Origin of the sequence: Maribacter caenipelagi (assembly GCF_004364175.1) — a bacterium.
In the GTDB taxonomy this organism is placed as follows: Bacteria; Bacteroidota; Bacteroidia; order Flavobacteriales; family Flavobacteriaceae; genus Maribacter; species Maribacter caenipelagi.
On the sequence record NZ_SNZW01000020.1, the window covers coordinates 139,555 to 156,461 of the forward strand.

General features: G+C 37.7%; 16 protein-coding genes and 1 tRNA gene. All 17 read left to right on the plus strand.

The window, feature by feature from the left end; all coding sequences use genetic code 11:
• The first annotated feature begins 128 nt into the window (after positions 1–128).
• Positions 129–602, plus strand: coding sequence for a division/cell wall cluster transcriptional repressor MraZ (locus DFQ03_RS18615; protein ID WP_133674740.1), 474 nt, complete (start codon positions 129–131; stop codon positions 600–602).
• Positions 592–1,494, plus strand: coding sequence for a 16S rRNA (cytosine(1402)-N(4))-methyltransferase RsmH (gene rsmH, locus DFQ03_RS18620; RefSeq protein ID WP_133674741.1), 903 nt, complete (start codon positions 592–594; stop codon positions 1,492–1,494). Before DFQ03_RS18615 ends, rsmH begins: the two co-directional genes overlap by 11 nt.
• Positions 1,481–1,822 carry an FtsL-like putative cell division protein gene (locus tag DFQ03_RS18625; protein WP_394346276.1) on the plus strand — a complete coding sequence of 114 codons (342 nt, stop codon included), beginning with the start codon at positions 1,481–1,483 and terminating at the stop codon, positions 1,820–1,822. Before rsmH ends, DFQ03_RS18625 begins: the two co-directional genes overlap by 14 nt.
• Positions 1,822–3,828 carry a penicillin-binding protein gene (locus tag DFQ03_RS18630; protein ID WP_133674742.1) on the plus strand — a complete coding sequence of 669 codons (2,007 nt, stop codon included), beginning with the start codon at positions 1,822–1,824 and terminating at the stop codon, positions 3,826–3,828. Before DFQ03_RS18625 ends, DFQ03_RS18630 begins: the two co-directional genes overlap by 1 nt.
• The gene (locus DFQ03_RS18635) at positions 3,825–5,288 is read left to right on the plus strand and encodes a UDP-N-acetylmuramoyl-L-alanyl-D-glutamate--2,6-diaminopimelate ligase (protein ID WP_133674743.1); all 1,464 of its coding nucleotides are present in this window, start codon (positions 3,825–3,827) and stop codon (positions 5,286–5,288) included. Before DFQ03_RS18630 ends, DFQ03_RS18635 begins: the two co-directional genes overlap by 4 nt.
• Positions 5,289–5,319: 31 nt before the next feature.
• A complete protein-coding gene (mraY, locus tag DFQ03_RS18640) occupies positions 5,320–6,540 on the plus strand; it encodes a phospho-N-acetylmuramoyl-pentapeptide-transferase (protein ID WP_133674744.1) in 1,221 nt (406 codons plus the stop codon).
• Positions 6,540–7,874 carry a UDP-N-acetylmuramoyl-L-alanine--D-glutamate ligase gene (gene murD / locus DFQ03_RS18645; RefSeq protein WP_133674745.1) on the plus strand — a complete coding sequence of 445 codons (1,335 nt, stop codon included), beginning with the start codon at positions 6,540–6,542 and terminating at the stop codon, positions 7,872–7,874. The genes mraY and murD overlap by 1 nt, the downstream gene beginning before the upstream one ends.
• A 1-nt stretch (position 7,875) precedes the next feature.
• Positions 7,876–9,084, plus strand: a complete 1,209-nt coding sequence (locus tag DFQ03_RS18650) for an FtsW/RodA/SpoVE family cell cycle protein (protein WP_133674746.1) — start codon at positions 7,876–7,878, stop codon at positions 9,082–9,084.
• Positions 9,071–10,159, plus strand: coding sequence for an undecaprenyldiphospho-muramoylpentapeptide beta-N-acetylglucosaminyltransferase (murG, locus tag DFQ03_RS18655; protein WP_133674747.1), 1,089 nt, complete (start codon positions 9,071–9,073; stop codon positions 10,157–10,159). The genes DFQ03_RS18650 and murG overlap by 14 nt, the downstream gene beginning before the upstream one ends.
• 1 nt (position 10,160) lies before the next feature.
• The gene (murC, locus tag DFQ03_RS18660) at positions 10,161–11,516 is read left to right on the plus strand and encodes a UDP-N-acetylmuramate--L-alanine ligase (protein WP_133674748.1); all 1,356 of its coding nucleotides are present in this window, start codon (positions 10,161–10,163) and stop codon (positions 11,514–11,516) included.
• On the plus strand, positions 11,506–12,225 hold the full coding sequence (locus tag DFQ03_RS18665) for a cell division protein FtsQ/DivIB (protein WP_133674749.1): 720 nt from the start codon (positions 11,506–11,508) through the stop codon (positions 12,223–12,225). Before murC ends, DFQ03_RS18665 begins: the two co-directional genes overlap by 11 nt.
• A 5-nt stretch (positions 12,226–12,230) precedes the next feature.
• Complete coding sequence (gene ftsA, locus DFQ03_RS18670) at positions 12,231–13,568, plus strand: cell division protein FtsA (protein WP_133674750.1); 1,338 nt, start codon at positions 12,231–12,233, stop codon at positions 13,566–13,568.
• Positions 13,569–13,611: 43 nt separating this feature from the next.
• On the plus strand, positions 13,612–15,525 hold the full coding sequence (gene ftsZ / locus DFQ03_RS18675) for a cell division protein FtsZ (protein ID WP_133674751.1): 1,914 nt from the start codon (positions 13,612–13,614) through the stop codon (positions 15,523–15,525).
• Between the two features lie 88 nt (positions 15,526–15,613).
• Entirely contained in the window at positions 15,614–16,057 is a 444-nt protein-coding gene (locus DFQ03_RS18680) for a GatB/YqeY domain-containing protein (RefSeq protein WP_133674752.1), read from the plus strand.
• Between the two features lie 90 nt (positions 16,058–16,147).
• Positions 16,148–16,221, plus strand: a tRNA-Arg gene (locus tag DFQ03_RS18685).
• Between the two features lie 47 nt (positions 16,222–16,268).
• On the plus strand, positions 16,269–16,511 hold the full coding sequence (locus tag DFQ03_RS18690) for a GIY-YIG nuclease family protein (RefSeq protein ID WP_133674753.1): 243 nt from the start codon (positions 16,269–16,271) through the stop codon (positions 16,509–16,511).
• Between the two features lie 123 nt (positions 16,512–16,634).
• Positions 16,635–16,877, plus strand: coding sequence for a GIY-YIG nuclease family protein (locus tag DFQ03_RS18695; protein WP_133674754.1), 243 nt, complete (start codon positions 16,635–16,637; stop codon positions 16,875–16,877).
• Positions 16,878–16,907 lie beyond the last annotated feature (30 nt).

Sequence of the window (16,907 nt, forward strand, 5' to 3'; positions counted from 1 at the left end):
CCATAAAAATCGATGAAGTGCAAAAAGGTGTTCAAAAGTGGGGTAATTTATTAACAAAGTGGCTTTTAGTGGTAAAATGTGGTAATAATATTTATATATTTGAGTTATATAAACTAAACACATCCAATTTGGACATCTTTTTCTTTGGGACATTTAACTGCAAGGCTGATGCTAAGGGGCGTATTATGCTCCCTGTTGCGCTGCGCAATCAAGTGGCTCCGATCCTAAAAGATGGCTTCTTTATCAAAAAATCATATTTGAGCGAGTGTTTAGAGTTATACCCTGCTTATGAGTGGCACAGAGTAATGGCAGAATTGAACGAGAAGAGCAGGTTCGATGAAGAAAACCTACAGTTTATAAGAATGTATACTGCAGGGCTTCGTCAAGTAGAAGTAGATTCTACCGGACGATTATTGATACCGAAAGACATTATTTCATTAGGCGGCATTACCAAAGAAGTAGTCATTGCACCAATAGGCAAGCGCTTAGAGATTTGGGACAAAAAAGCGTACGATGAATCTATTAACGCATCGAAAGAAGAGAAGGTGGAGTTGGCAAAGCGTGTAATGTTAGGTAAAAAACCAAGTGGAGATGTATCATAACCCAGTATTGCTGAAAGAATCGGTCGATGGGTTGAACATCAAAGAAGATGGTATATATGTAGATGTGACATTTGGCGGTGGCGGTCACTCTAAAGAGATATTGAAAAGGTTGGGAAAAGAAGGCAAGTTGTATGCTTTTGATCAAGATGAAGATGCGCAAGCAAATGCATTAGGTGATCCAAGATTTACGCTTATCGCGGAGAATTTTAGATACATCACCCAGTTTTTAAAGTTCTATGGCATAAAGAAGGTAGATGGTATTCTGGCGGATTTCGGAGTTTCATCGCATCAGTTCGATCAAGCGGAAAGAGGATTTTCTACCCGTTTCGATGCGGATCTGGATATGCGAATGAGCAAACGTAATACGCTATCGGCTTTTGAAGTGGTAAACAAGTACTCATATGATGACCTACGAAAAGTGTTGTTCGAGTACGGCGATATCAGAAATGCGAACGCAATGGCAAAAGTAATTGTTGCCAGTAGGGAAGAAGAGCAGATACAAACTACCGATGCGCTAAAAACAGTGTTGAAGCAGTTTTTACCAGAACATAGACAGCATAAAATATTGGCGCAGATATATCAAGCGATTCGTATAGAAGTGAATCAAGAGATAGAAGTGATCAAAGAGTTTTTGGAGCAAGCTCCAGACTTGTTAAATGAAAAAGGAAGGCTAAGTGTAATTAGCTACCACTCTTTAGAAGACAGACTTGTAAAAAGATTTATAAGGGCAGGTCAGTTTGAAGGAGAGCCGGAAAAGGATTTTTACGGGAATATAGATGTACCGTTAAAAAAGGTTGGTGGTTTGATAGTACCGACTAGAGAAGAAATAAAATTGAATAACAGAGCACGTAGTGCAAAATTGAGAATAGCAGAGCGTAATGGCGAAAAATAAAGTGAAAACGGGTGTATTGGACCTATTGAAGGGTAAATTTTTGGTGAGCGGAGACGCCCCTAAAAATTGGCTGTTCATTATTTTCATTTCTTTTTTGGCAACGGTAATGATCAGTAGCTCTCACAGCGCCGATCAAAAAGTACACCGCATTGCGTTATTGAACGAAGAAGTAAAAGAACTTCGTAACGAGTTCGTAGATATGCGATCAGACGTGCAGCAGCTAAAATTAGAATCGAGCATTACCGGTAAAATATCGGAAAAAGGACTGTTTCCTTCAGAGAATCCCCCGCAGAAAATTAAGGTGAAATCTTTAAAAGAGGAGGAATAATGGCGGCAACAGAAAAAAGCATATTAAAAAGGCTCTACATAGTGGCGGGTTTTATGGTGCTCTTTGCGGGCGCAGTGTTATTCAAGCTGGTTTCTATACAGGTAGTAGACGGTGAAAAATATCAGGCATTGGCCGATACGCGTACCGAGCGAATGTTTACCATTGAGCCGAACAGAGGTAACCTATATTCTGACGATGGTAGCCTTTTGGCAACTTCAGTATCTAAATACACCATCCGTTTTGATGCCGTAACCGTTAGCAACGAAGATTTTAAAGAAAACGTAAAACCGTTGGCAGATGCCTTGGCAAAGAATTTCGGGAAAACATCTTCTCATTACCAGCAGGTTTTAAGAAAAGCAAGAGAGAATAAAAATAGATATGCATTGCTTGTGCGTAACCTAGATTATTCTGAATATATGGCGGTAAAGAAATTTCCGCTATTGAATAAAGGTGCATATAAAGGCGGACTCATTATTGAGCAGCATACGAAAAGAGAGCATCCGTTAGGTAAAATTGCCGAGCGTAGTGTTGGGTATGAGCGTGTAGATGAAAACGGATATTATACCCGTGTAGGTATGGAAGGTGCTTTTGGCGAATACCTAAGAGGAATTTCTGGAAAGCGTTTAAAGCAAAAAATAGCAAAAGGGCAGTGGAAGCCTATCGGTAACGATAATATCATTGAGCCAAAAGATGGTTACGATGTGTATTCGACCATTGACATTAATATACAAGATATAGCGCACCATGCACTTTTAGGTCAGTTAGAGAAATATCAAGCAGACCACGGTACGGTAATCGTAATGGAGGTGAAAACCGGTGAGGTAAAAGCAATATCAAATTTGGGTCAGACTGCTGGTGGTAAATATTACGAGCGGTTGAACTATGCTATTGGTGAATCTCATGAACCAGGTTCAACATTCAAGTTGGTGAATTTGGTCGCTGCCTTAGAAGATAAAGTGATAGATACCAGTTCTGTAATCGATACCGAAAAAGGAGCTTGGAAATTATATAGACATACCATTAGAGATACCAAGCGTGGCGGACACGGAAAAATTACCATGTCTGAAGCTTTTGAAGTATCGTCGAATGTTGCTTTTGCTAAAATGATACATGAAGGGTATAAGAACGACCCAGAGAAATATGTGAACCGATTAATGAGCATGGGTATTCACAAAGAATTAGGGTTGCCAGTCGTTGGCGAAGGAAAACCTGTATTGCGTTACCCAGGTGATAAAGGATGGTCAGGTCTTTCATTGGCGCAAATGGCTTATGGCTATGAGGTGTCTATGACTCCGTTGCAAACATTGGCATTTTATAATGCTATTGCGAACGACGGTGAAATGGTGAAGCCACGATTGTTGAAAGAAGTTAAGGAGTGGAACAAGACTATTGAGAAGTTCGACAAAAAAGTATTGAACTCCGCAATTTGTTCGCAATCTACGGTTAAAAAGGTGCAACAGATATTAAAGAATGTAGTAGAAAAAGATCATGGTACTGGTCACCGTATGTACTCTGAAAATTTTTCTATGGCAGGAAAAACAGGAACTACGCAGACCAACTATGTATCTAAAGATAAATCGAAATACGAATATATTTCTTCGTTCGCAGGATATTTTCCGGCAGACAATCCGAAGTATTCTTGTATCGTAGTAATTCATAAGCCAGATAAAAGTGTTGGGTATTACGGTGCCGATGTATCGGGTCCGGTATTTAAGTCCGTAGCACAAAAAGTATATGCAACATCGCCCTTAACAAGTGAAGTTGATGTAAAAAATGTATTGATAGCTAAAAATGAAGACTCACACCAAGGGTACTATAAGGTAGCACAGCAAAAATATTCCTCCATGCCAAATGTAAAAGGTATGTGTGGTATGGATGCTATTGCCATTCTTGAGAATTTAGGAATAGAAGTAGAGGTAAAAGGAAATGGAAAGGTCAAAAACCAATCTATTACCAAGGGCACCGATTTAAAATCAGTGAAAAAAATAGTGTTAGAATTAATATGATGCATTTAAAGGACATATTATATGGAGTGCGTATTACTGCTGTTAGCGGTACTACCTCTTGTGATATAGCCTCAGTTTGTTTTGATTCTCGCGAGGTGCAAAAAGGTGATGCTTTTGTTGCAATAAAAGGTACGGTTACAGATGGCCATAAATATATTGATGCAGTGGTGAAGGCTGGTGCAAGGGCAATTGTTTGTGAGCAGTTACCAGATAAAATGGTAGATGATGTTACGTATGTACAAGTAGAAAACGGGAATCAGGCATTGGCGTTGATGGCTTCTAACTATTACGGTACTCCATCTAAGAATTTAAAATTAGTAGGTGTTACGGGTACAAATGGTAAAACCACGGTATCTAGTTTATTATATCAGTTATTCAAAAAAGCAGGATATAAAGTAGGCTTGTTGTCCACTATAAAAATTATGGTCGATGATACCGTTTTTCCAACAAAACATACCACTCCCGATGCATTGGTGATCAATAAACATTTAAAATTGATGAACGATGCCGGTGTAGAGTATTGCTTTATGGAGGTAAGTTCTCATGGTATCCACCAGAAAAGAACCGAAGGCTTGGTTTTCGAGGGGGCGATTTTTACGAACCTGTCTCACGACCACTTAGACTATCATAAAACATTTGCAGAGTACCGCGATACCAAGAAAATATTATTTGATCAATTACCAAAAACGGCATTTGCATTAACCAATGTAGATGATAAGAACGGGTTGGTCATGTTACAGAATACAAAGGCTAGAAAAGCAAGCTACGCCCTAAAGAACTATGCAGATTACAGAGCACAGATATTAGAAAATCAGTTCGACGGTCAGTTGTTGAAAATCAACGACCATGAGCTTTGGACGAAGTTAATAGGTCATTTCAATGCATATAACATGCTGGCGATTTATGCAACGGCAGATTTATTAGGATTGGAGCAATTAGAAACCCTGCGCTTATTAAGCGAGTTGGAAAATGTAGATGGTAGGTTTCAATATTACATATCAAAGAAAAAAATTACGGCAATAGTTGATTATGCCCATACGCCGGACGCCCTAAAAAATGTGCTTGAGACAATCAACACGTTGAGAACTGGAAATGAAAACGTCATCACCGTTGTGGGGTGTGGTGGCGATAGAGACAGATCTAAGCGTCCGGTAATGGGTCATATCGCATCAGAGATGAGCAACAAAATTATATTCACCTCTGATAATCCTAGAACGGAGTCCCCATCTGAGATTATTTCAGAAATGGAGGCAGGTGTAGAGCCGCAAAACGTGAAAAAGATTTTATCCATTGAAAATAGGGAGCAGGCCATTAAAACGGCATGTCAATTGGCAGATGATAACGATATCATATTAGTTGCCGGTAAAGGTCATGAGACCTACCAAGAGACCAATGGCGTACGCATAGATTTCGACGATTTTAAAATAGTAAAAGAGCTTTTAGAGAGCTTAGAAAAATAACCAAGGCTTAGTAGCAAAGAATATAGATTATATGTTAACCTACCTGTTCGAATATTTAGAAAAACAATACCAGTTGCCTGGAGCTTCGCTGTTTCAGTTCAGCACATTTCGTGCGGCAATGGCTATACTGTTTTCATTGATGATTGCGACGGTATACGGTAAGCGTATAATTCTATTTCTTCAAAAGCAGCAAGTAGGTGAAACTATTCGCGATTTAGGTTTAGATGGTCAAAAGCAAAAGGCAGGTACACCAACCATGGGTGGGGTTATCATTATTATGTCTACCCTGATTCCTGTATTGTTATTTGCAAGATTGGAGAATATTTACATAATACTATTGATTTTCACCATGCTTTGGATGGGGGCGATCGGATTTTTAGATGATTACATCAAAGTATTTAAAAAGAACAAAGAAGGATTAAAAGGACGGTTTAAGGTTTTAGGTCAGGTAACGCTTGGGCTCATAGTTGGTGCGGTTCTATATTTCCACCCAGAAGTGACTATGCGTGATCACGATAAGACCATAATTACACAAGAATACACTGTAGAACAGGTAAAGGGAGAAGAAATTAAGTCGACCATGACAACGGTTCCTTTCTTTAAAAACAACGAGTTTGATTATGGTAATTTGATATCATGGGCAGGCGACGGAGCAAAGGAATATGCTTGGTTGTTGTTCATACCCATTATTATTTTAATAGTTACGGCAGTATCTAACGGAGCAAATTTAACCGATGGTATTGATGGTCTCGCGGCAGGTACATCGGCAATAATAGTATTTACGCTAGGCATTTTTGCCTTGGTATCTGGTAACATCATATTTTCTGATTATTTAGATATCATGTACATACCACGAGTAGGTGAGCTACTAGTATTTATAACCGCTTTTGTAGGAGCCTTGATCGGATTTTTATGGTACAACGCTTTCCCAGCGCAAGTATTTATGGGCGATACGGGCAGTTTGACCATTGGTGGCGTAATCGCAGTAATCGCAATTATAGTTCGTAAAGAATTATTGATACCCGTGTTATGCGGAATCTTCTTTGCAGAGTCACTTTCAGTAATGATGCAAGTAGGATATTTCAAGTACACGAAAAATAAATTTGGTGAAGGTAGACGTATATTTTTAATGTCGCCATTACATCATCACTACCAAAAAATAGGATATCACGAAAGTAAGATCGTAACCCGTTTTTGGATTGTAGGTATACTATTGGCCATTGTAACTATAGTGACCTTAAAAATAAGATAATGGCACTTTTAGTAGTACTTGGAGGTGGAGAAAGTGGCGTAGGAACAGCCATTTTAGGATTGAAGAAAGGATATGATGTATTTGTATCGGATAAAGGAAAAATAAAAGAGAAGTATAAAAACGTTCTTGAACATTTTGGAATTGATTGGGAAGAAGAACAGCATTCTGAAGACCGCATACTAAAAGCCGATTTGGTAATGAAGAGTCCGGGTATACCGGATAAAGTACCCTTGGTAAAGCAGTTGGTGGCGAACGGTGTTCCCGTAATATCAGAGATAGAGTTTGCATCAAAATACACAGATGCAAAAATCATTGGTATTACCGGAAGTAACGGTAAAACGACCACTACCATGCTAACCAACCATATTCTGGCAAATGCCGGATTAAAAGTGGGTATGGCAGGAAACATTGGTGATAGTTTTGCGAAAATGGTAGCGGAGAATGATTTTGAGTACTACGTACTTGAGATAAGTAGTTTTCAATTAGACGGCATAATAGATTTTAAACCACACATTGCCGTGATAACGAATATTACACCAGATCATTTAGATCGGTATGAGTATGAGTTTGAAAACTACATCGCATCAAAATTCAGAATAGCGGAAAACCAAGACGAAAACGATTATTTGATTTATGATGCAGATGATGCGGTTTTGGTAGAATGGCTGAACAAGCACCCGGTTAAATCAAAATTAATGCCCTTTTCATTGAATAAAATATTTGAACAAGGCGCATTTATAGAACAAAACGAGATAATAATAAAAACAACAACAGACACTATTAGCATGATTAAAGACACTTTGGCCTTAGAAGGTCAGCACAATGTAAAGAACACAATGGCAGCGGCAACAATTGCAAAATTAGTCGGTATCCGTAAGGAAACGATAAGAGCCTGTGTTTCTAATTTTCAAGGGGCTCCCCACCGTTTGGAGAAGGTGTTGAAAATACATCATGTAGAATATATCAATGACTCAAAGGCAACGAATGTAAACGCTGCTTATTACGCATTAGATAGCATGAAAACACCTACTGTATGGATCGTAGGTGGTGTAGATAAGGGCAATGAGTACATGGAGTTAATGCCATTGGTACGTGAGAAGGTTAAGGCAATTATTTGCTTGGGCGAGAATAATGATAAGATAAAGCACGTATTTGGTAATGCTGTAGATCTATTGGTAGAAACATACGCTATGGAAGAAGCGGTGAAAGTAGCCTATAAAATTGCAGAACGTGGCGATACGGTTTTGTTATCACCTGCATGTGCAAGTTTCGATTTGTTTAAAAACTATGAAGATCGCGGAGATCAATTTAAGAACTGTGTAAAAAACCTATAAGGTGTTGAATATATTTCAAAATATAAAAGGAGATAAAGCTATTTGGGCCATTGCGGCACTCTTGGCCTTATTTTCATTTCTACCAGTCTATAGCGCCAGTAGTAACTTGGTGTATGTAGTAGGTAGCGGTACACCGGTTGGTCACTTGGTCAAACATGCCATACTGTTGTTTTTAGGATTTGGAATTATTTACGGAGTTCATAAAATACCAACACATTTTTTTAAGGGGCTTTCTATGATCGCCTTACCTATTGTTTTGGTGCTGCTCATATTCGTATTGGCGCAAGGTAGCTCAAGTGGTGGTACAAATGATAGTCGTTGGATTCGTCTGCCATTGGTAGGCTTTGGTTTTCAGCCCTCGAATTTAGCGGCAGTAGTGTTAATGATATATGTAGCGCGTTATTTCTCTAAGGTTAGGGATATAAAAATAACCTTCAAAGAAAGTATATTGCCATTGTGGCTTCCGGTATTCTTGGTGGTAGCACTTATTTTACCAGCGAACTTTTCAACGGCGGCAATTGTTTTTTCAATGGTAATGGTATTGTGTTTTTTAGGCGGATATCCTATGAAATATTTATTAGGCATTGTTGGAACGGGAGTTTTGTTTTTGTCCATATTCATATTAACGGCAAAAGCGTTTCCAGATTTATTTCCGAATAGGGTAGATACTTGGATGAGTAGAATCGATAGTTTCTCCAATCCGGATGATACGGAGGGGACTTATCAAATTGAAAGAGCAAAAATAGCGATTGCTACTGGTGGAGTAATGGGTAAAGGAGCGGGTAAAAGTGTGCAAAAGAACTTTTTGCCACAGAGTTCATCAGATTTTATCTATGCTATAATCGTTGAAGAATATGGATTAATAGGAGGATTTATACTCATGTTATTTTACTTGTTTCTACTTTTTAGAATAGTGGTCGTTGCCAATGGCTGCGCCTCTGTATTTAGTAAGTTGTTAGTGCTTGGGGTAGGCTTGCCTATTGTTTTTCAAGCATTGATAAATATGGCAGTAGCGGTAGAGTTGTTTCCGGTAACGGGGCAAAATTTACCATTGATCAGTAGTGGAGGTACATCAAGTTGGATGACCTGTTTGGCAATAGGGATAATTTTAAGTGCAAGTAATAAAAGTATAGCCCAGGAGAGTGCTTCTGGCAATGATATTGATATGGATGAAACAAACCCTTTAGAGATTTTAAGTGGGCAGTTATAAGTTTATTCTATCAGGAGGAGGTACAGGCGGGCATATTTATCCTGCGATAGCCATAGCGAACGAATTGAAAAGGAGATATCCTGATGCCGAGTTTTTGTTCGTTGGGGCAAAGGATAGAATGGAGATGGAGAAAGTACCGCAAGCAGGGTACAAAATAGAAGGATTGTGGATTACGGGAATTCAGCGAAAACTGACCCTTAAAAATCTACTTTTTCCAATAAAATTGATAAGTAGTTTAATGAGAGCAAATAGCATCGTATCGAAGTTTAAACCACATGCCGTAATTGGCACGGGTGGTTTTGCTAGTGGTCCGTTGTTAAAGATGGCAACCACAAAAGGAATACCATGTGTGTTGCAAGAACAGAATTCTTTTGCAGGTATTACCAATAAACTATTGAAAGATAAAGTGAAGAAAATCTGCGTGGCCTATGATGGCATGGAGAAATTTTTTCCAAAAGATAAAATTGTAAAAACGGGTAATCCTGTACGTTCAGATTTGGTGGAATTAAAAGCTACCAAAGAAGAAGCTTTAAGTTATTTTGAATTGAATGCCGATAAAAAAGTGTTGTTGGTGTTGGGTGGCAGTTTAGGAGCCAGACGCATTAATCAGCTAGTAGCAGATCATTTAGCATATTTTGAGGCACTAGGATTGCAGGTGATATGGCAATGTGGTAAAGGATATTATGAAACCTACAAATCGCATCAGTCGTCAACTATAAAAGTACATGCCTTTTTGAATTCTATGGATAAAGCCTATGTAGCGGCAGATTTCATTATTTCAAGAGCAGGTGCAGGTGCGGTATCAGAATTGTGCTTGGTAGGCAAACCAACATTTTTTATTCCGTCTCCAGTAGTAGCAGAAGATCACCAGACTATGAATGCATTATCGCTTGTAGGTCACGATGCTGCAATTATGATTAGAGAAAAAGAGCTGGACGCAACATTTAAATCTGAATTTGAATCGGTATTTAAATCAGCAGAAAAGCAACAAGAATTATCAAAGAATATTAAGTCGTTGGCATTACCGAATGCTACGTCTGATATCTGCGATGAAATAGAAAAATTGATTAAATAAAATGAACGTAACGCAAATACATAGGGTGTATTTTATTGGCATTGGAGGCATAGGTATGTCTGCTTTGGCGCGTTATTTTGCGTTCATTGATAAAGCGGTTGCAGGATATGATAAAACCGAGACTCCGCTAACAAAAGAATTAGCAAGTTCAGGTATTGATATTCATTACACAGATGATATCGATACAGTGCTGCAAGAATATAAGAATGATGCAGCGCATACCTTGGTAGTATATACCCCAGCGGTGCCTTCTAGTCATTCTGAATATCAGTATTTTTTAAATAACGGGTTCACGATTAAGAAACGTTCAGAAGTACTAGGCTTAATAACTAAAGATTCTTTTTGTTTAGCTGTTGCAGGTACACATGGTAAGACAACGACCTCAAGTATTTTGGCACATTTGTTAAAAGAAACGGGAGTTAAAATGACTGCGTTCTTAGGTGGAATTTCAGAAGACTTTAATAGTAATTTCCTTTTAGAAGGAACAGAATATTCGGTAGTCGAGGCAGATGAATTTGATCGTTCATTTATGCAATTGACACCCAATGTAGCTTGTGTTACGTCAATGGATGCTGATCACCTTGATATTTATGGCGATGCGCAAGAGTTAGAAAGAACATTTGTAGATTTTACTAAACGCTTAAAACCGGGCGGTAAATTATTTGTTCGTAATGGTTTGCCTTTAAAGGGGCTGACCTATGGTATAGAAGACGATTCGGATTATTGTATCCGAAACATAAAAATAGAACATGGCACCTACATATTCGATTTGGAGACTCCTGACCTCAAACTAGAAGGAGTTGAATTTAACAAACCCGGAAGACATAATTTGTTGAACGGTCTGGTAGCTTTTGCAATGGCGATGCAAGCAGGTTCCCCACCGCATCGTCTTGCAGATGCATTAGCGACTTTCAAAGGTGTTCAAAGACGTTTTTCGTATCAAATCAAAAATGATGACTTCATTTTTATAGATGATTATGCACATCATCCTACAGAAATCAATGCGGTTTTTGAAGCGGTTTCAGAAATGCATCCAACTAAAAAAGTATTGGCAATTTTTCAGCCACACTTGTTTTCAAGAACACGCGATTTTGCAGATGAGTTCGCAAAAAGCTTATCGCAATTCGAAAATATTTTGCTTTTAGATATCTATCCGGCTAGAGAAGAACCACTTGAAGGTATTACGGCAGAATGGTTGTTGGATAAGGTGACAAGTAGTAGTAAAAAATTAATTTCAAAAGAACAAATCCTTTTTGAGATAAAAAAACAAGATCCTGAGGTTTTACTAACAATGGGGGCTGGAGATATAGGTTTAGAAGTTGTGAAAATAAAAAAAGAAATGTCGTATGCAGGTTAATTGGAATTTTATAAAGTTAATGGCTTTAGTTCTGGTAATCATGGGGTTATATGCTTTTTCGAATGAGCGTAATAGTGCTAAGAATGTTACGGGAATGAAGGTAGAATTCATTGGAGATCAAAATTTATACCTCACTGAAGGAGCGGTTAATAAATTGTTAATACAAAATTACGGTAGCCTTGATAATGTGCCTAAAGAAAATATAGTTTTGAATACTGTAGAAAAGGCCCTTGAGGCCAATGAAATGGTGAAAAGTGCACAAGTCTATATAACAATAGATGGTGAGCTAACGTCGAGAATAGTTCAACGTAAGCCAATAGGACGTATTGAGGGGGATTCAAAATTCTATTTGGACGATGAAGGAAAGAGAATGCCGCTTTCAAGTAATCATTCAGCAAGAGTTCCCATCATAACGGGCAATATCAGTGGTAAAAGCCTTGAAGATGTCTATGTCATTTTGGAACAAATAAATAGGGACGATTTTTTTCGTGAATCGGTTATTGGTATTCACATTAAAGGAGAAGAAGAATATCAGTTACGATTAAGGCTTAACAATTTTGTTGTGAACATAGGCGGTATTGAAGATTTAGAGGCCAAGTTTAGCAATTTTAAGGCATTTTATGCCAAAGCGAACAAGGATGAAACCTTGGAAGATTATGCAGAAGTAAGTTTAGAATTCAATAACCAGGTGGTGTGCACTAAAATATAATTAAAATGGAACAAACTAAATATTCAGTCGGTTTAGACATTGGAACAACGAAAATCGTTGCCATAATCGGAAAGCAAAACGAGTATGGTAAAATTGAGATTTTGGGTATCGGTAAGTCCAAAAGTTTAGGTGTACACAGGGGTGTGGTAAATAATATTACCCAGACCATAAAATCTATTCAGCAGGCGGTTGAAGAAGCAGAGGCTAATTCTGGACTTAAAATAGGGTCTGTTGTTGTGGGTATAGCTGGTCAACATATAAGAAGTTTACAGCACAGCGATTACATCACTAGAAAAGATTCTGAGGAAGTGATTGGCGACGAAGATGTAGACTTACTATGTAATCAAGTGCACAAATTGATTATGCTACCTGGTGAAGAGATCATTCATGTTTTACCACAAGAATACAAAGTTGATGGACAAGCTGAAATACGCGAACCTGTTGGTATGTATGGCGGTAGGTTAGAAGCAAACTTTCATGTAGTAGTTGGTCAAGTAGTTTCAATAAAGAATGTTGGTCGTTGCATTAAAAGTGCAGGATTAGATTTGGGAAATATAACTCTAGAGCCATTGGCATCATCTGACGCTGTATTGAGTCAAGAAGAAAAAGAAGCAGGTGTAGCATTGATCGATATAGGTGGTGGTACTACTGATCTGGCCATTTTCAAAGACGGTATCATTAGACATACTGCAGTGATACCTTTCGGTGGTGGAGTTATTACGGAAGATATTAAAGAAGGATGTTCGATTATAGAAAAACAGGCAGAATTGTTGAAAACCAGATTTGGTTCGGCATGGCCGGGAGAGAACAGAGATAACGAAATTGTATCTATACCAGGTTTACGTGGTAGAGAGCCAAAAGAAATCTCTTTGAAAAATCTTTCTAAAATAATTCATGCACGTGTAGTTGAGATTATCGAGCAGGTATATGTAGAAATTAAAAACTACGGTCACGAAGAACAAAAGAAGAAATTAATTGCAGGTATAGTGTTGACAGGTGGTGGAAGCCAACTAAAACATTTAAAGCAATTGGTGGAATATATAACAGGTATGGATACTCGAATCGGGTACCCTAACGAGCACCTAGCAGGCGATTCTGATGAAGAAGTTGCTAGTCCGTTATACGCAACAGCTGTTGGGCTTTTAATGAATGCCATTAAAAACCAGGAGAAGTTGAAATTGACGCAAGAAGAAATTTTACAAGAACAAGAGCAGGAAGAAGAGTTGGTATATGCTGAACGTGATACGGAAGCTGTAGCACGCCCGAACCTGCACAAAGAAAGAAAATCTGTTTTTGATAAGTGGTCTGAAAAATTGAAAGAATTTTTAGATAACGCAGAGTAATAAGCATAGCACAAGAGAATACATAACCAGTAATAATTAGAATATGAGTAAGAACAGCGAATTTGAAAATATCTCCTTTGATCTACCAAAGAATCAAAGCAACGTTATAAAAGTCATTGGTGTAGGTGGCGGTGGTAGTAATGCCATTAATCACATGTTCCAGGCAGGAATTAATGGAGTGGATTTTGTAATCTGTAATACAGATTCTCAGGCTTTAGACAATAGTCCGGTGCCTAACAAAATACAATTAGGTGTATCATTAACAGAAGGTTTGGGTGCTGGTGCCAATCCTGAAGTAGGTGAACAAGCTGCCATGGAAAGTATGGAAGAGATAAAAAGTATGTTGGATACAACTACTAAAATGATCTTCATTACTGCTGGTATGGGTGGGGGAACAGGAACTGGTGCTGCTCCCGTCATTGCCAAGTTTGCAAAAGAAATGGATGTTCTTACTGTTGGTATCGTTACAATGCCGTTTCAATTCGAAGGTAAAATGCGAGTTGAACAAGCACAACGCGGTATTGAAAAATTACGCAATAATGTCGATTCGCTGATCGTCATTAATAATAATAAATTAAGAGAAGTATACGGTAACCTTGGTTTCAAAGCAGGTTTCTCTAAAGCTGATGAAGTATTGGCAACTGCAGCTAGAGGTATTGCAGAAGTTATTACACACCACTATACACAAAACATAGATTTACGTGACGCTAAAACAGTACTATCTAATAGTGGTACTGCTATTATGGGTTCTGCTATTTCATCTGGTTCTGCAAGAGCTAATGAAGCAATCATGAAAGCATTAGATTCACCATTATTGAACGATAACAAAATTCAAGGTGCTAAAAATGTATTGTTGTTGATTGTTTCTGGTGCACAAGAAATTACTATCGATGAGATTGGTGAAATCAATGATCATATTCAAATAGAAGCAGGATACGGAGCAAACATCATTATGGGTGTTGGTGAAGATGAGAGCTTAGGCGAAGCTATTGCTGTTACGGTAATCGCTACGGGGTTTAATATAGAGCAACAAGATGATATTGTAAATACCGAGTCAAAGAAAATAATTCATACGTTAGAAGAAGGTCAACGTGCAGAGGCAATGTTGTTATCTAACCAAAAAACAGTCCATACTTTAGAAATGGATGATGAGGAAGAGGAGGTAAAACAAGTCAAACCCGTAAAAAAGTATGAGTTCGTTGAGGAAGAAGATTTTGACTTGATACCTACAACGAACTATATTAAAAATTTCAATGTTTTTTACGAGGAAGTACTAGCGGAAAATGTTTCAGAAGAAGATTTTGTCATCGTAGATGCACCTTCATCTTTTAGAGATATTGAAGTAATTGAGCCAGAAGAGATACACGTTGAAGAAGAAGATGATCAATTTACGGTAGCTTTTGATAGTTCTTCTAGAGATGAGGAAGAAAAAGAAAACGTAATCATGTTTGATTTACATGATGAAGTAAAAGATATAGATGTTAACGAAAGTATCGAGATTGTTCCGGTATTAGAATATAATAAGAATGGTGAAAAACGCTATAGTTTAGATGACTATATGCAATTAGAAAGCAAGCTTACGGGTGCAAAATCTAAAGCAGAAGAGTTCGAGCCAAAAATTATTGAAGACGAGTTAGTTTTCGAGAGAAAAACAGTAGCTCCAAAAAGAGAAGTGCAACCTGAGGAGCAATTAGATCCAATGGAAACTCCTATCGAAGAGTTATTGAGAGAAAGAGCGGATGAACGTAGAAGAAAATTAAAAGATTTTAACTATAAGTTCAAAAACAATGCGCCTACTAGTTATGATGAAAAGAAGCCGGCATACCAAAGACAAGGTGTTGATTTGAACGAAAATTCACGAGAAAAAAAGATTTCTAGAACATCATTGAGTGGAGATAGTAATGATGATATACAGTTGCGATCTAACAACTCGTTTTTACACGATAATGTAGACTAATAATAGTCTTACAATTTTTTATAAACCCGAAAACTAACTTAGTCTTCGGGTTTTATTTTTTATCTTTGCTGACCAAAATAAAGATGAAATGGGTTTACAGCAAAAAGTAATGGAGCAGTTGAAATTAGCTATGAAAGCAAAGGATTCGGTAGCACTAGAATCACTTCGAGCTATTAAATCTGCTTTATTGGTAGCGAGCACTAGTGGAAGTGCAGAAATAACAGAAGATGATGAGATACAAATCGTTCAGAAGTTAGTAAAACAAAGAAAAGATAGCGCAGCAATTTTTATAGAGCAAGGAAGACAAGATCTTGCTGATCCAGAATTGGCTCAGATTGCAGTAATCGAACAATTTTTACCTGAACAGCTTACAGAAGAAGAAGTAGAGAAAGTAGTTGTACAAACTATAGATGCTGTTGGTGCTTCAGGAATGAAGGATATGGGTAAGGTAATGGGAATTGTTTCTAAAGAATTAGCTGGTCAGGCAGATGGTAAATTGATTTCTACAATCGTAAAAAAGAAATTAGCATAAGTAGATAGTTGGTGGTAGTTGAATTATTAATTTTGCTAATTGCTAATTGCTAATTGCTAATTGCTAATTGCTAATTGCTAATTGAATTATGGCCTCGTGGCGCAACTGAATAGCGCATCAGATTTCGGCTCTGAGGGTTGGGGGTTTGAATCCCTTCGAGGTCACTTAAATTTAAGGTCTTGCTTTTGCAGGACCTTTTTTATTTCAAATTATGTTTTACGTATATATTTTAAAAAGTGAAGTTGATGGTCGTTTGTATAAAGGAATGACTACTGATCTTCAGAAAAGAATAGAACAGCATAATTTAGGTAACAATAAATCTACTAAAGGTTTTTTACCGTGGGTTTTGGTTTATAAAGAAGAATTTGAAACTCGAGTAGAAGCAAGGGAAAGAGAAAAGTATTTTAAGTCAGGTGTAGGTCGTGAATATTTGCAGAATATCATAAATGTTTAATCAGATGCATCAGACCTGCCTGCTGGCAGGCAGGTTTCGGCTCTGAGGGTTGGGGGTTTGAATCCCTTCGAGGTCACTTAAATTTAAGGTCTTGCTTTTGCAGGACCTTTTTTATTTCAAATTATGTTTTACGTATATATTTTAAAAAGTGAAGTTGATGATCGTTTGTATAAAGGAATGACTACTGATCTTCAGAAAAGAATAGAACAACATAATTTAGGTAACAATAAATCTACTAAAGGTTTTTTACCGTGGGTTTTGGTTTATAAAGAAGAATTTGAAACTCGAGTAGAAGCAAGGGAAAGAGAAAAGTATTTTAAGTCAGGTGTAGGTCGTGAATATTTGCAGAATATCATAAATGTTTAATCAGATGCATCAGACCTGCCTGCCGGCAGG

Bases quoted from the DNA above. Each gene is read 5' to 3' on its own strand.
- rsmH (WP_133674741.1), top strand. From the start codon at position 592: ATGTATCATAACCCAGTATTGCTGAAAGAATCGGTCGATGGGTTGAAC.
- DFQ03_RS18625 (WP_394346276.1), top strand. From the start codon at position 1,481: ATGGCGAAAAATAAAGTGAAAACGGGTGTATTGGACCTATTGAAGGGT.
- DFQ03_RS18630 (WP_133674742.1), top strand. From the start codon at position 1,822: ATGGCGGCAACAGAAAAAAGCATATTAAAAAGGCTCTACATAGTGGCG.
- DFQ03_RS18635 (WP_133674743.1), top strand. From the start codon at position 3,825: ATGATGCATTTAAAGGACATATTATATGGAGTGCGTATTACTGCTGTT.
- mraY (WP_133674744.1), top strand. From the start codon at position 5,320: ATGTTAACCTACCTGTTCGAATATTTAGAAAAACAATACCAGTTGCCT.
- murD (WP_133674745.1), top strand. From the start codon at position 6,540: ATGGCACTTTTAGTAGTACTTGGAGGTGGAGAAAGTGGCGTAGGAACA.
- murC (WP_133674748.1), top strand. From the start codon at position 10,161: ATGAACGTAACGCAAATACATAGGGTGTATTTTATTGGCATTGGAGGC.
- DFQ03_RS18665 (WP_133674749.1), top strand. From the start codon at position 11,506: ATGCAGGTTAATTGGAATTTTATAAAGTTAATGGCTTTAGTTCTGGTA.
- ftsA (WP_133674750.1), top strand. From the start codon at position 12,231: ATGGAACAAACTAAATATTCAGTCGGTTTAGACATTGGAACAACGAAA.
- ftsZ (WP_133674751.1), top strand. From the start codon at position 13,612: ATGAGTAAGAACAGCGAATTTGAAAATATCTCCTTTGATCTACCAAAG.
- DFQ03_RS18680 (WP_133674752.1), top strand. From the start codon at position 15,614: ATGGGTTTACAGCAAAAAGTAATGGAGCAGTTGAAATTAGCTATGAAA.
- DFQ03_RS18690 (WP_133674753.1), top strand. From the start codon at position 16,269: ATGTTTTACGTATATATTTTAAAAAGTGAAGTTGATGGTCGTTTGTAT.
- DFQ03_RS18695 (WP_133674754.1), top strand. From the start codon at position 16,635: ATGTTTTACGTATATATTTTAAAAAGTGAAGTTGATGATCGTTTGTAT.